The 13,835-nt window shown below is 71.3% G+C and carries 14 protein-coding genes; 11 read left to right on the forward strand and 3 right to left on the reverse strand.

Features of this window, described 5'->3' with window-relative positions; all coding sequences use genetic code 11:
• The 3 genes from ACZ6ZP_RS32330 to truA all read left to right on the forward strand — a co-directional run.
• Nucleotides 1-230: DNA-directed RNA polymerase subunit alpha C-terminal domain-containing protein (locus tag ACZ6ZP_RS32330; RefSeq protein WP_351172014.1), on the forward strand; the 230-nt coding region annotated here is incomplete at its 5' end.
• Nucleotides 231-367: 137 nt separating this feature from the next.
• A complete protein-coding gene (gene rplQ, locus ACZ6ZP_RS32335) occupies nt 368-865 on the forward strand; it encodes a 50S ribosomal protein L17 (protein ID WP_351172017.1) in 498 nt (165 codons plus the stop codon).
• A gap of 81 nt (nt 866-946) precedes the next feature.
• Complete coding sequence (truA, locus tag ACZ6ZP_RS32340; RefSeq protein WP_351172020.1) at nt 947-1,801, forward strand: tRNA pseudouridine(38-40) synthase TruA; 855 nt, start codon at nt 947-949, stop codon at nt 1,799-1,801.
• A gap of 15 nt (nt 1,802-1,816) precedes the next feature.
• Here truA and ACZ6ZP_RS32345 read toward each other — a convergent pair whose 3' ends face one another.
• Nucleotides 1,817-2,665 (reverse strand): hypothetical protein, encoded by an 849-nt coding sequence (locus tag ACZ6ZP_RS32345; protein WP_351172023.1) that lies wholly within the window; start codon nt 2,663-2,665, stop codon nt 1,817-1,819.
• Nucleotides 2,666-2,739: 74 nt separating this feature from the next.
• Here ACZ6ZP_RS32345 and ACZ6ZP_RS32350 point away from each other — a divergent pair, with 74 nt between their 5' ends.
• The 4 genes from ACZ6ZP_RS32350 to glmM all read left to right on the forward strand — a co-directional run bounded on the left by ACZ6ZP_RS32350 (nt 2,740) and on the right by glmM (nt 6,678).
• Complete coding sequence (locus tag ACZ6ZP_RS32350) at nt 2,740-3,951, forward strand: glycosyltransferase family 87 protein (RefSeq protein WP_469409356.1); 1,212 nt, start codon at nt 2,740-2,742, stop codon at nt 3,949-3,951.
• Between the two features lie 219 nt (nt 3,952-4,170).
• Nucleotides 4,171-4,614: a 50S ribosomal protein L13 gene (gene rplM / locus ACZ6ZP_RS32355; protein WP_351172026.1), complete on the forward strand. Its 444-nt coding sequence runs from the start codon at nt 4,171-4,173 to the stop codon at nt 4,612-4,614.
• 42 nt (nt 4,615-4,656) lie between these two features.
• Complete coding sequence (gene rpsI / locus ACZ6ZP_RS32360) at nt 4,657-5,178, forward strand: 30S ribosomal protein S9 (RefSeq protein ID WP_249588321.1); 522 nt, start codon at nt 4,657-4,659, stop codon at nt 5,176-5,178.
• A gap of 141 nt (nt 5,179-5,319) precedes the next feature.
• Nucleotides 5,320-6,678 (forward strand): phosphoglucosamine mutase, encoded by a 1,359-nt coding sequence (gene glmM / locus ACZ6ZP_RS32365; protein ID WP_351172030.1) that lies wholly within the window; start codon nt 5,320-5,322, stop codon nt 6,676-6,678.
• Here glmM and ACZ6ZP_RS32370 read toward each other — a convergent pair.
• Both ACZ6ZP_RS32370 and coaA read right to left on the reverse strand, forming a co-directional pair.
• Complete coding sequence (locus ACZ6ZP_RS32370; RefSeq protein ID WP_351172033.1) at nt 6,675-7,622, reverse strand: DUF389 domain-containing protein; 948 nt, start codon at nt 7,620-7,622, stop codon at nt 6,675-6,677. The genes glmM and ACZ6ZP_RS32370 overlap by 4 nt on opposite strands.
• A 36-nt stretch (nt 7,623-7,658) precedes the next feature.
• The gene (gene coaA / locus ACZ6ZP_RS32375; RefSeq protein ID WP_351172036.1) at nt 7,659-8,657 is read right to left on the reverse strand and encodes a type I pantothenate kinase; all 999 of its coding nucleotides are present in this window, start codon (nt 8,655-8,657) and stop codon (nt 7,659-7,661) included.
• 100 nt (nt 8,658-8,757) lie between these two features.
• Between coaA and ACZ6ZP_RS32380 the strand changes: the two genes are divergently transcribed.
• The 4 genes from ACZ6ZP_RS32380 to ACZ6ZP_RS32395 all read left to right on the forward strand — a co-directional run bounded on the left by ACZ6ZP_RS32380 (nt 8,758) and on the right by ACZ6ZP_RS32395 (nt 13,827).
• Nucleotides 8,758-9,126, forward strand: a complete 369-nt coding sequence (locus ACZ6ZP_RS32380; RefSeq protein ID WP_351172039.1) for a holo-ACP synthase — start codon at nt 8,758-8,760, stop codon at nt 9,124-9,126.
• A gap of 72 nt (nt 9,127-9,198) precedes the next feature.
• Entirely contained in the window at nt 9,199-10,680 is a 1,482-nt protein-coding gene (locus ACZ6ZP_RS32385) for an NAD(P)H-hydrate dehydratase (RefSeq protein WP_469409359.1), read from the forward strand.
• A 734-nt stretch (nt 10,681-11,414) separates the two neighbouring features.
• The gene (alr, locus tag ACZ6ZP_RS32390) at nt 11,415-12,554 is read left to right on the forward strand and encodes an alanine racemase (RefSeq protein ID WP_351172045.1); all 1,140 of its coding nucleotides are present in this window, start codon (nt 11,415-11,417) and stop codon (nt 12,552-12,554) included.
• A 52-nt stretch (nt 12,555-12,606) separates the two neighbouring features.
• Entirely contained in the window at nt 12,607-13,827 is a 1,221-nt protein-coding gene (locus tag ACZ6ZP_RS32395; RefSeq protein ID WP_469409360.1) for an alpha/beta fold hydrolase, read from the forward strand.
• Nucleotides 13,828-13,835: the final 8 nt, after the last annotated feature.

Here is a 13,835-nt window from a genome sequence, read left to right on the forward strand (position 1 = left end):
AGCGCGAGGGCATCCACTCCGTGGGCGAGCTCGTGGCCCGCTCCGAGGCGGACCTGCTCGACATCCGCAACTTCGGTGCGAAGTCGATCGACGAGGTCAAGATGAAGCTGAACGGCATGGGTCTCGCGCTGAAGGACTCGCCTCCCGGCTTCGACCCGACCGCCGCCGCCGACGCCTTCGGCGCCGACGACGACGCGGACGCCGGGTTCGTCGAGACCGAGCAGTACTAAGAGCTCGGGCCCGACGGTTTGATTTTGGCTGCGCGTGCGGTTCGGTTGCTCGCGCAGTTCCTCGCGCCCCTTGTCGGGGCGCGTGCCACTGACTCCGGTACCTGATACGGCCGGGGCAGACAACAAGGAGAAACACCATGCCGAAGCCCACCAAGGGTGCCCGTATGGGCGGCAGCGCCGCGCACGAGAAGCTTCTTCTGGCGAACCTCGCCAAGCAGCTCTTCGAGTACGGCCGCATCACCACCACCGAGGCGAAGGCCCGTCGTCTGCGTCCCTACGCGGAGCGTCTGGTCACCAAGGCGAAGAAGGGTGACCTTCACAACCGCCGTCAGGTGCTTCAGGTGATCACCGACAAGAGCATCGTGCACACGCTCTTCACGGAGATCGGCCCGCGCTACGAGAACCGCCCCGGCGGTTACACCCGTATCACCAAGATCGGTAACCGTCGTGGCGACAACGCGCCCATGGCGATCATCGAGCTTGTCGAGGCCCTGACCGTGGCGCAGGCCGCCACCGGTGAGGCCGAGGCCGCCACGAAGCGCGCCGTCAAGGAAGACGCCCTCAAGAAGGACGACGCGCCCGTCGAGGACGCGAAGCCGGCTGAGGACGCTGCCGAGGAGTCCAAGGACGCCTGAGGCTCTGCCTTGCTGTGAGCGGGTCCGCCCTTCGGGGCGGGCCCGCTTTCGCGTGGTCGGCTTCCTGAGAGGATCTGTTCTGTGAGTGATGAAGTAGAGCCCGGGTTCGTGCGGGTGCGTCTCGACCTTTCGTACGACGGCAAGGACTTCTCCGGCTGGGCCAAGCAGCGGCAGGGGCAGCGGACCGTCCAGGGCGAGATCGAGGACGCGCTGCGGACCGTGACGCGGTCGCAGGAGACGTACGAGCTGACCGTCGCGGGGCGGACCGACAGCGGAGTGCACGCGCGGGGGCAGGTCGCCCACGTCGATCTGCCGGAGAGCGTGTGGGCCGAGCACAGCGACAAGCTGCTGCGCAGGCTCGCCGGGCGGCTGCCGCACGACGTGCGGGTCTGGAAGGTGGCCGAGGCCCCGGCGGGGTTCAACGCGCGGTTCGCGGCCGTGTGGCGGCGTTACGCCTATCGCGTGACCGACCACCCGGGCGGCGTCGACCCGTTGTTGCGCGGTCATGTGCTGTGGCACGACTGGGAGTTGGACCTCGACGCGATGAACGCCGCCGCCGAGAAGCTCGTCGGTGAGCACGACTTCGCGGCCTACTGCAAGAAGCGCGAGGGCGCCACGACCATCCGTACGCTCCAGGAACTGCGCTGGGAGCGGCGGGACGACGGGATTCTCGAGGCGACCGTGCGGGCCGACGCCTTCTGCCACAACATGGTGCGGTCCCTGGTCGGGGCCATGCTGTTCGTGGGCGACGGGCACCGGCCCGTGGAGTGGCCGGCCAAGGTGCTCGCCGCCGGGGTGCGGGACTCCGCCGTGCATGTCGTACGGCCGCACGGACTGACCCTTGAGGAAGTCGGTTACCCGGCCGACGAGTTGCTCGCCGCACGTGCCAAGGAGGCGCGCAACAAGCGGACGTTGCCCGGCGCCGGGTGCTGCTGAGCCCCGACCGCCGGGCTACTCGGGGGCGTTGGCCGCGGCGGAGGCCTGGGCCTCGCCCCGCCGGTTGATCTGGCCGAAGGCGAAGCGGGCGAGGTCGTCGCCGGTCGTGTAGACCTTGCGCTCCTTGGTCGTGACGTCCTTGTCGCTGGTGAAGCCGGACGTCGTGAAGTAGGCGTACCGGCCGTAGGCGTTGTAGGTGCCGCGGCAGACCGCCGTGCGGCAGAAGGCGGGCACGCCCTTGCCGGACAGCGAGAGGACCAGGCCTTCCTTCGCCTCTTCGTTGACCTTGGCGGCCTGGGCCGCCGTGTCGAAGACGGCGACGCCGACCGTGACGGCGATGTTGTCCTTCACGTAGCTGGCGCGGAAGAGCTGCGTGCAGTCGTTCTTGGTGAGGATCGCGCCGAGCTTGGCCTGCGTGACGCTCGCGCACTTCTTCGTGCCGTTCGTGGCGCCCTTCTTGTAGACGCGGTCGCCCGAGGTCAGCGACTTGCCGGGGAAGAGCGTGTCGGCGCTGAGCGGCGCCTTGTCCTTCTTGGCGCTGGAGATGAACTCCTTGGGGTCCGGCGGGGGCGGCGGCGTCGTCTCCTCGAAGGACGGGCCCGGGTTCGTGCTCGCGCCGGGGATGTCCGCGGTCGAGGGCAGCTCGCTGGCCGGTTTGTTCGACGCGGAGGTGTTGTCGCTGTTCGCGGAGACGACCGCGACGGCGACGGCGGCCGCGACCACGACGGTGGCGAGCGCGCCGCCGCCGATCATCAGCCATTTGCGGCGCCGGGTGCGCGATTCGGACGCCTCGGCGAGCGCCGCCCAGTCAGGGGTCTGTGAATCCCCTGGACCCCACTGAGGTCCCCCTTGCCCAAAGCTCATGCGCCGCATCTTAGACGGGGAGTTGGGGATGTTGAGCGGGGGCCGGGGGAGGGGCCCGGCCTAGCCTGATCCCTATGAATACGGGCAAAGCAGCTGTTAGTGGGTGGTTGTTGCGGCCGGTGACCTGGCACGCCTGGGCGGCGCTGGGGGCCGTGCTGCTCGCCGCGGTCGTCCGGGTGGGGCTGCGGGGCCCGGACGGCGGGATGGACAACGCCATCGTGGTGCGGGCGGCGGAGGCCTGGCTCGATGGGCGTTCGCCCTATGCCGACCGGCACTTCCTCTATCTGCCGGGAGCCGTACTCGCCGCGGTGCCGCAGGCGCTGCTGCCGCAGGCCGCGGTGCGGTTCCTCGTCCCGGCGGGGGTCACGGCCTGCCTGGTCTTCGGCTGGGGGTGTGCGCTGCGGATCCACGCGGTGGCGTGGCGCAGCCGGTTCGCGGTGCTCGGGCTGCTTGCGCTGGCCCTGGGGTTCGCGCCGTTCGGGCACCTGATCAAGCTCGGCAACTGGACCGTGGCGTCGGCGGCCGCGCTGCCGCTCGCGCTGCTCCTGGTGTGCCGGGGGAAGTGGCTGGCTGCGGGGCTCGTGATCGGGGCCGCGGTGGCCGTGAAGCCGCTGCTCGCGCCCGTGGTGCTGCTCTTCGTCTTCGCGCGGCGGTGGCGTGCGCTCGGGGGCGCGGTGCTCGTGCCGGCGGTGGTGTCGGTGGGGGCGGCGCTCGTGATGCCGGACCCGGCGGGGTTCTTCACGCGGACGCTGCCGTTCCTGCTGCGGGGCGACGACAGCTTCGTACGGCTCTACGAGGCGTCGCCCGCCGCGATCCTGCCGCGGCTCGGCGTGCCGCAGGGGGCGGCGACGCTGCTCGCCCTCGCGGCGGCGGCAGCGGGGGTGTGGTGCGCGTGGCGGCGCTGGCGGGACGGCGGGGGGCCCAGGGAGCCGCGGGTGGTCGAGACGGCCGTGATGCTGATGCTGGCGGCGTTCCTGGTCTCCAGGCCGTCGTACGACCACTATCTGCTCGTCGTCGTGCCGCTGCTGCTCGCGGGGGCGCTCGTGCCGGGGGCCGTGGCCCGGGGGAAGTGGTTCTGGCTTGCGCTCGTCCCGCAGATTCCCGGGTTCACCTGGCCTTGGCTGGAACCCGGCACCCGGCGGGCCTTCAGGGACTGCGTCACCCTGTGTGTGCTGGCCTTCACGGTCGCCCGCTCCTGTCTGCGGCACGGGGCGGTTACCCTGGATGGCGCAGAACCGCCCGAGGCGGTGGAGTCGGCGGTGCCGGTCTCCAGGTCCGCGTTTTGACCCGTGCGGGGCGCTGCGGGTACTCTCGGGGATTGTTATACGTATTGGCTTCGTCGTTCTCACGCGAAGGGCCTTACGTAGGTTCCCTGGAGCAGTTACCAGTGGCTCGCATACGGGCAGCGTCCCCGGCATTGTGAGCCCCAGCTGCATGATCGCCAAGATCGCTTCTGGGGTGCCGTGTGTCTGGACCCCATCCACTGAAGAAGCGAAGGCTACGAAGTGCGTACGTACAGCCCCAAGCCCGGCGATGTGACCCGCCAGTGGCACGTCATCGACGCTCAGGACATCGTCCTGGGCCGTCTGGCGACCACTGCCGCCAACCTCCTGCGGGGCAAGCACAAGGCGATCTACGCCCCCCACATGGACATGGGCGACTTCGTCATCATCATCAACGCCGACAAGGTTCACCTGTCCGGCAACAAGAAGACCCAGAAGATGGCGTACCGCCACTCCGGGTACCCGGGCGGTCTGCGTTCCGTCCGCTACGACGAGCTTCTTGCGAAGAACCCCGAGAAGGCCGTCGAGAAGGCCATCAAGGGCATGATCCCCAAGAACACCCTGGGCCGTCAGATGCTCTCGAAGCTGAAGATCTACGCGGGTGACCAGCACCCGCACGGCGCTCAGCAGCCGGTCCCGTTCGAGATCACCCAGGTCGCGCAGTAGTTCCGGCCACCCCCAAAGACGTAAAGAATTCTGAGGAGAATCGTGGCCGAGACCACCGTTGAGCAGCCGGTCGAAGAGACCGAGGTTGTTGACGTAGAGCAGTACACCACCGAGTCCGAGGCGCCCGTCGAGGGCGAGTACACCTCGGAGTCGAACGCCGCGCGCTTCGGCGACCCGCAGCCGGCCGCCGGCCTGGGCCGTCGCAAGAACGCCATCGCCCGCGTCCGGATCGTCCCGGGCACCGGCAAGTGGAAGGTCAACGGGCGCACGCTCGAGGACTACTTCCCGAACAAGGTCCACCAGCAGGAAGTCAACGAGCCCTTCAAGGTGCTCGAGCTCGACAACCGCTACGACGTCATCGCCCGCATCTCGGGTGGCGGCGTCTCCGGTCAGGCCGGTGCGCTCCGTCTCGGTGTCGCCCGTGCGCTGAACGAGGCCGACGTCGACAACAACCGCGCCGCCCTCAAGAAGGCCGGTTACCTCAAGCGTGACGACCGTGCGGTCGAGCGCAAGAAGGCCGGTCTCAAGAAGGCCCGCAAGGCTCCGCAGTACAGCAAGCGCTAATCTGCCTGCTTGTACTTTTCGTTCGCCCCGGCGGCACGTTGTGTGCTGCCGGGGCGTTCGTTTATCGGAAACCTGGTGATCCTGGTGATCCCGGGTCGGGACCCCGGTGATCCCGGGGTAGAAGTCCGGAGGAGGACAGCAGTGGGACGACTCTTCGGCACGGACGGCGTGCGCGGTGTCGCCAACGCGGATCTGACGGCCGAGCTCGCGCTCGGGCTCTCCGTGGCAGCGGCTCATGTGCTCGGCGAAGTGGGCACGTTCGAGGGCCATCGGCCGGTCGCGGTGGTCGGCAGGGACCCCCGCGCGTCGGGCGAGTTCCTGGAGGCCGCGGTGGTCGCCGGTCTCGCGAGCGCGGGCGTGGACGTCCAGCTCGTCGGTGTGCTGCCCACCCCCGCGGTGGCGCATCTCACCGGTGCGCTGGGCGCCGACCTCGGCGTGATGCTCTCCGCGAGCCACAACGCCATGCCGGACAACGGCATCAAGTTCTTCGCGCGCGGCGGCCACAAGCTGGCCGACGAGCTGGAGGACCGCATCGAGTCCGTGTACGAGGAGCACCGCACCGGTAATCCCTGGCAGCGCCCCACGGGCGCGGGCGTCGGCCGTGTTCAGACGTACGACCAGGGCCTCGACCAGTACGTGGCGCATCTCCTGGGCGTGCTGCCCAACCGCCTCGACGGACTGAAGATCGTCCTCGACGAGGCGCACGGAGCCGCCGCCCGCGTCTCGCCCGAGGCGTTCGCGCGCGCCGGTGCCGAGATCATCACGATCGGCGCCAAGCCGGACGGCCTGAACATCAACGACGGCTGCGGATCCACGCACCTGGGCCTCCTGAAGGCCGCCGTCGTCGAGCACGGCGCCGACTTCGGTGTCGCGCACGACGGCGACGCGGACCGCTGCCTGGCCGTGGACCACACGGGTGCCGAGATCGACGGGGACCAGATCCTCGCCGTCCTGGCGCTCGCCATGCGCGAGCACGGCACGCTGCGCGAGGGCACCGTCGTCGCGACGGTCATGTCGAACCTCGGCTTCAAGATCGCCATGGAGCGCGAGGGTCTCTCCCTGGTGCAGACCGCCGTCGGCGACCGCTATGTGCTCGAGTCGATGAAGCAGCACGGCTACGCGCTGGGCGGCGAGCAGTCCGGGCACGTGATCATCCTCGACCACGCGACCACGGGTGACGGCACGCTGACGGGTCTGCTGCTCGCGGCGCGCGTCGCCGAGACCGGGCGCAGCCTCGCCGACCTCGCCGGGGTCATGGAGCGGCTTCCGCAGGTCCTGATCAACGTGCCCGACGTCGACAAGTCGCGGGTCACCACCTCCGCCGAGCTGTCGGCCGCCGTCACCGAGGCCGAGCGCGAACTGGGCGCCACGGGACGGGTGCTGCTGCGTTCGTCCGGCACGGAGCCGTTGGTGCGCGTCATGGTCGAGGCCGCCGACATCGACCAGGCCCGGTCCGTGGCCGGGCGGCTCGCCGATGTGGTGAAGTCCGCGCTGGGCTAGGTCAGTTGTGACTTGGCGGTGCGCTCGTGCTGCCTGGCCCAGAAGAACTTCTGGGCCAGCAGCGTGAGGGTGCCCGCCAGGACGATGCCCAGCAGGTTGAGCAGGAGCTGTTCGGTGGAGCCCTGGGTCTGGCGCGCGTCCCCGTAGCTGAGCGCCACCGCCGCGTTGGCGGCCGCGGGGACCGTGGTCACCGAGATCGCGACGCCGACCAGGGCACCCGACTTCGCCGAGGTCAGCGAGAGCGTGCCCGCCGCGCCCGCGAGGACGGCCACGACGAACGAGAACCAGTCGGGCGCGTACACGAAGCCGGTGTTGGGGCGCTCCTGGTCCAGCTGCTTCTCGGTGAACAGGCCGACGGCGTCCATGAAGAAGCTGAAGCCGACCGTCACCGCCATGGCGATGGCGAAGCCCGCCAGGACCGCGATCAGGGAGCGCAGCGCGAGGCGCGGCGCACGCTGCACGATGGCCGTGCAGAAGCCCGCCAGGGGGCCGAACTCCGGGCCCACCGCCATCGCTCCGACGATCAGGATCGCGTTGTCGAGCACCACGCCGCAGGCCGCGATCATCGTGGCCAGCGTGATGAAGGCCACATACGTGATCGACAGCGTCGATTCCTCGTGCGTCACGTCGGAGAGCTGTTCCCACAGGACCGCGTCGGCGCCCTCGCCCGGTGCGTCGTCCTCCGCCTCGTCCGCGCGCCGGGAGAGCGAGAGGTCGATGTTCTCCAGCGCGATCGAGCCCGACTTGTCGATGCCCAGGGCGCGCAGGCCGCCGATCAGCGTGTCGCCCGCCTCCCGGGCGACGTCGCACATCACGACGTCACCCTCGGGGTCGCGGGCCGCTCCCGGCATGACGGCGAGGTGCGTGGCGCCGATGGTCTTCTCGATCAGGCGCACCACGTCGTCCGTCTTGTCCGCCGGGGTGATCAGGCGTAGATGCAGCATGGGCGCAGGGTAGCCGGGCCTTGGGGACCCTGGAGGTCAGAGCTTGCGCAGGCTCAGCTTGCGCACCTTGTGGTCGGCGCCCTTGCGGATGACCAGGGCGGCCCGGCCGCGGGTGGGGGCCACGTTCTCCAGGAGGTTGGGCTTGTTGATCGTGCGCCAGGTCGTACGGGCGTAGTCCAGGGCCTCTTCCTCCGAGACCTGGGTGTACTTGCGGAAGTACGAGGACGGGTCCTGGAACGCCGTGTCGCGCAGCTTCTTGAAGCGGTTCAGGTACCAGCGCTCGATGTCCTCGGCGCGCGCGTCCACGTACACGCTGAAGTCGAAGTAGTCGGCGAGGCCCACGCGGGTGCGGCCGTCCTTGCCGGGCAGGGCCGGCTGAAGGACGTTCAGGCCCTCGACGATGAGGATGTCGGGGCGGCGGACCGTCAGGCGCTGGTCCGGCACGATGTCGTAGATCAGGTGGGAGTAGACGGGCGCCGTCACCTCGTCCTTGCCCGCCTTGATGTCCGCGACGAAGCGGGTCAGGGCCCTTCTGTCGTACGACTCCGGGAAGCCCTTGCGGGACATCAGGCCGCGGGCCTGAAGCTCCTTGGTGGGCAGGAGGAAGCCGTCCGTCGTCACGCGCTCGACGCGGGGGTGCTCGGGCCAGCGGGAGAGGAGGGCCTGCAGGAGGCGCGCGACGGTCGACTTGCCGACGGCCACGGAGCCCGCGACTCCTATGACGAAGGGCGTGCCCGACTGGGAGCCCTTCTCGCCGAGGAAGGTGTTGAGCGCGCCGCGCAGGCCGTCCGTGGCGCCCACGTAGAGGTTCAGGAGGCGGGAGAGCGGGAGGTAGATGTCCCGCACCTCGTCCAGGTCGATGACGTCGCCGAGGCCGCGCAGCTTCTCCAGCTCCGCGGCGGTCAGGGGAAGCGGCGTCTTGTCACGCAGTGCGCTCCACTCGGTGCGGGTGAGGTCGACGTAGGGAGTCGCCTCCGGCCGGTGCCGGTGGGCGCTCCGCGCGGTCGGCGGGGGTTCGGAGACCGAAGAGATCACAGTCCATTGTTACGGCTGTTTGAACGGGCCGGGGGGTGGGGTGCGTCACCCCCCGCGGGGCTTGAACCGTTAGGGTGCCCGGCCTCGTAGGCTGCTGCTCGTGATTATTGGGGTCGGAATCGACGTGGCCGAGATCGAGCGGTTCGAGGCGGCGCTGGCGCGTACGGCGGGCATGGCAGGGCGGCTCTTCGTGGAGCGGGAGTTGCTGCTGCCGAGCGGGGAGCGGCGGGGGATCGCCTCGCTGGCGGCGCGGTTCGCGGCCAAGGAGGCGCTGGCCAAGGCGCTGGGGGCGCCGGGGGGCCTGCGGTGGACGGACGCGGAGGTGTTCGTCGAGGGGAGCGGGCAGCCGCGGCTGCGGGTGAAGGGGACGGTGGCCGCGCGGGCCGCCGAGCTGGGGGTGCGGTCGTGGCACGTCTCGCTCAGCCATGACGCGGGGGTGGCTTCGGCTGTGGTGATCGCTGAGGGGTAGGCGCTGTGTGCGGTGCTCGCGGCTGATCGCTGGGGGTAGGCGCTGTGTGCGGTGCTGGGTGACACTCGGGGTATGCGTACTGCGTACTCGGTGGAGACGGTCAGGGCCGCGGAGCGGGAGTTGATGGCGCGGGTGCCGGAAGGTGCCCTGATGCAGCGGGCCGCGGCGGGGCTCGCGGTGGTCTGTGCCGAGGTGCTCGGCAAGGTGTACGGCTCCCGGGTCGTGCTGCTCGTGGGGAGCGGGGACAACGGGGGCGACGCGCTGTACGCCGGGGCGCGGCTCGCGCGGCGCGGGGCGGGGGTTTCCGCGGTGCTGCTTTCGCCCGAACGGGTGCATGAGGGTGGGCTCCGCGCGTTGCGCAGGGCCGGGGGGCGGGTGGTCGCGCCCGACGGGGCCGAGGGGGTTCTCCGCGGGGCCGGTCTTGTCGTCGACGGGATCGTGGGCATCGGGGGCAAGGGTGGGCTGCGGGCCGCGGCTTCCCAACTCGTCGGTTCTGTACGGGAGTTGGGTGTGCCCGTGGTCGCCGTCGATCTGCCGAGCGGGGTCGACGCGGACAGCGGGGTGGTCGTCGGCGAGGCGGTGCGGGCCGATGTGACGGTGACCTTCGGGGCGTACAAGCCGGGGCTGTTGATCGATCCCGGGCGGGAGTACGCGGGGGTGGTGCGGCTGGTGGACATCGGGCTTGAGCTGGGTGGGGGTGCTGGCGGGGGCGCCGGTGGGGGTGCTGGTGGGGGTGCTGGTGGTGAGGTGGAGGCCCTTCAGTACGCCGATGTGGCCTCGCTCCTGCCCATGCCCACCGGGGAGAGCGACAAATACCGGCGGGGTGTCGTGGGGATCGTCGCCGGGTCGGCCCGCTACCCGGGGGCGGCGGTGCTTGCCGTCGCCGGTGCGTTGCGGGGCGGGGCCGGGGCGGTGCGGTACGTGGGGCATGCGGCGGATGCGGTGATCGCCCGCTTCCCGGAGACCCTCGTCTCCGCGGGGCCGCCGTCCAAGGCGGGGCGGGTGCAGGCCTGGGTGGCCGGTCCCGGGCTCGGGGACGATGCCGAGCGGCTGGCGGACGTGGTCGGGGCGGATGTGCCGGTGCTGATCGACGCTGACGGGTTGCGGCTGGCCGATGCGGGGGCGGTGCGGGGTCGGAGCGCGCCTACGTTGCTGACGCCGCATGCGGGGGAGGCGGCCGCGCTGTTGGGGGTGGCGCGGGAGGAGGTCGAGCGGGGACGCCTGGACGCTGTGCGGGAGTTGGCGGGGCGGTATGGGGCGACGGTGCTTCTGAAGGGGTCCACGACGCTGGTCGCGGCGCCTGGGCCTTCTGGTGGTGCCGCGGTGCGGGTGAACCCGACCGGGACGCCCTGGCTCGCCACGGCGGGCAGCGGGGACGTCCTTTCGGGGCTGGCGGGTGCGCTGCTGGCGGCGGGGCTCGATGCGGAGGACGCGGGGGCGGTGGGGGCGTATCTGCACGGCCTTGCCGGGCGGCATGCGGCGGATGGGGCGCCGGTGGGGGCACAGGACGTGGCGGAGGCGATTCCTGCGGCTTGGCGGGATGTACGGGGCTAGGCGGGGCCGGTCCGGCTGGGGATGCGGGGCCGTGCCGGTATGTCCGTCCTCGCTATCGTCGGGTGGCCGCTTGGTTGCTTCGGCGGGGGAGTGTTGGGAGCCGTGCTCCGGGCGGACATACCGGCCCGTCCCCTTGCGTCGCGCTGCCGTGTGCGGGGCGTGGGGGCGTGCTGCGGGGTCGGTCTGTGGGTGGGTGCGGTGCCGTGCCGGTATGTCCGTCCTCGCTATCGGCCGGTGGCCGCTTGGGTGCTTCGGCGGGGGAGTGCCGGGAGCCGTGCTCCGGGCGGACATACCGCCACGTCCCCTTGCGTCGCGCTGCCGCCTGCGGGTCGTGGGGGCGTGCTGCGGTCCCGGTCCGGCTGGGGGTGCGGGGCCGTGCCGGTATGTCCGTCCTCGCTATCGTCGGGTGGCCGCTTGGGTGCTTCGGTTCCGGAGTGTTGGGAGCCGTGCTCCGGGCGGACATACCGGCCCGTCCCCTCGCGCGCGCTGCCGACTGCAGCCGATCGGTCGTTGCTCCGGGGTAATCGGGTGAGTGGGCGGGAAAGGCTTGTTCGTTGCGGGTGAGGAGCCCTCCCTGGTTCACGCGGCTGCGTGAACATGTGGGTCGATGACGCGCGTGCCCTGTGGAAGACGCCGCACAAGGGCGACCGGGTCTATGCGTGGGGGCGCAGGCCCGGGGCCTGAGGCGCGCGGCTGCCGGGGTGTCAGCGGGCTCTGAGACACTGGTCGGCGTTATGACTGAGACCGCACCCTTGCGTGCCCGCGCCGAGATCGACCTGGCCGCCCTCCGGGCCAACGTGCGGACTCTGCGCGCCCACGCACCAGGCGCCGCCTTCATGGCCGTAGTGAAGGCCGACGCGTACGGCCATGGGATGGTGCCCTGCGCCCGGGCCGCCGTCGAGGCGGGCGCCACCTGGGTGGGCGCCGCGACCCCCGAGGAGGCGCTCGCGCTGCGGGCCGCCGGTATCCGGGGGCGTCTGATGTGCTGGCTGTGGACCCCGGGCGGGCCCTGGCGCGAGGGCGTCGAGGCCGATCTCGACATGTCGGTGAGCGGGCTCTGGGCGCTGCGCGAAGTGTCCGCCGCCGCGCGGGCCGCGGGCCGCACCGCGCGCATCCAGCTGAAGGCCGACACCGGGCTGGGGCGCAACGGCTGCATGCCCGCCGACTGGCCCGAGCTCGTCTCGCAGGCGATGCAGGCCGAGGCCGAGGGCCTGGTGCGCGTCACCGGCCTCTGGTCGCACTTCGCGTGTGCTGACGAGCCGGGGCATCCGTCCATCGCCGCCCAACTCGCGCTGTTCCGCGAGATGGTCGCCGCCGCCGAGGAGCGCGGCATCCGGCCCGAGGTGCGGCACATCGCCAACTCGCCCGGCACGCTCACGCTCCCGGAGACCCACTTCGATCTCGTACGTCCCGGGATCGCGATGTACGGCATCTCGCCCAGCCCCGAGGTGGGCACCCCGGAGGAGTTCGGCCTGCGGCCCGTCATGAGGCTCAGCGCCTCGCTCGCCCTCGTGAAGCACGCTCCGGGGGGTCATGGCGTGAGTTACGGGCATCACTACGTCACACCCGGTGAGACGACGTTGGGGCTCGTCCCGGTGGGGTACGGGGACGGGATCCCGCGGCACGCGTCCGGCACCGGACCCGTGCTCGTCGGCGGCAAGTTGCGGACGGTCGCGGGGCGCATCGCGATGGACCAGTTCGTGGTCGACCTCGGTGGTGACGAGCCCGCGGTGGGCTCCGAAGCCGTCCTGTTCGGCCCCGGCGACCGGGGCGAGCCGACCGCCGAGGACTGGGCACAGGCGGCGGGCACCATCGCGTACGAGATCGTCACCCGCATCGGATCGCGCGTTCCGCGCGTCTATGTGAACGAGTGACCGGCAGCGGGCGACCGGAGAGAGCGGCCAGGCGACTGAGGAGGAGCGGCACGTGAGCGAGACCAGCACGGGGGCGGCCGCACAAGCGGTGACGGAAGTCGCCGAGGCGGCCGGGAACTGGCGCAGGGCCGGCTTCGCCGGTGCCGCGATTGGTGTCGTCGCCGCGGGCGCCGCGGCCGGTGTCGCCATCGAGCGGCTGACCGTCGGCCGGGGCATGCGCAAGAAGGCGCGGCTCGCACTCGACGCGTCCGGGCCCTACGGCTCGCTGCGCGGCATGCCGGGCCAGGCGTACGCGGACGACGGCACCGAGCTGTCGTACGAGGTCGACGAGGTCGACAAGGCCTCGGCCGACAGCGCGCAGGCACCGCGTCGGCGCAGGCTCTTCGGGCGCAAGGCCCCCGCTCCCGTCACCGTCGTCTTCAGCCACGGCTACTGCCTGAGCCAGGACTCCTGGCACTTCCAGCGGGCGGCCCTGCGCGGTGTCGTGCGCTGTGTGTACTGGGACCAGCGCAGCCACGGCCGGTCGGGGCGCGGCGCGGCGCAGCTCACGGACGGGACGCCGGTCTCCATCGACCAGCTGGGGCGTGACCTGAAGGCCGTCATCGACGCGGCGGCGCCCGAGGGGCCGCTGGTCCTGGTCGGGCACTCCATGGGCGGCATGACGACGATGGCCCTCGCCGACCACTTCCCCGAGCTGATCCGCGAGCGCGTCGTCGGCGTCGCTCTGATCGGTACGTCGTCCGGGCGGCTCGGCAGCGTCAACTTCGGTCTGCCGGTCGCCGGGATGAACGCCGTGCGGCGCGTGCTGCCGGGTGTCCTGAAGGCGCTCGGCTCGCAGGCCGAGCTGGTGGAGAAGGGGCGGCGGGCCACCGCGGACCTCTTCGCCAGCATCATCAAACGCTATTCGTTCTCGTCCAGGGACGTGGACCCGGCGATCTCGCGGTTCGCCGAGCGGATGATCGAGTCGACGCCCATCGACGTGGTCGCGGAGTTCTACCCGGCGTTCGCCGAGCACGACAAGACGGAGGCGCTGAAGCACTTCGCCGAGCTTCCGGTGCTGGTCCTGGCCGGTGACAAGGACCTGGTCACGCCCAGCGAGCACAGCGAGGCCATCGCCGATCTGCTCCCGGACGCCGAGCTCGTGCTCGTCCCGGACGCCGGGCACCTGGTCATGCTGGAGCACCCCGAAGTGGTCACGGACCGCCTCGCGGACCTCCTCGGCCGCGTGGGCGCCGTTCCCACGGCGGCCGATGCACGCACCTCCAGCGGCTAACGTGGGTG

This window comes from Streptomyces sp. NPDC054047 (genome assembly GCF_055585065.1).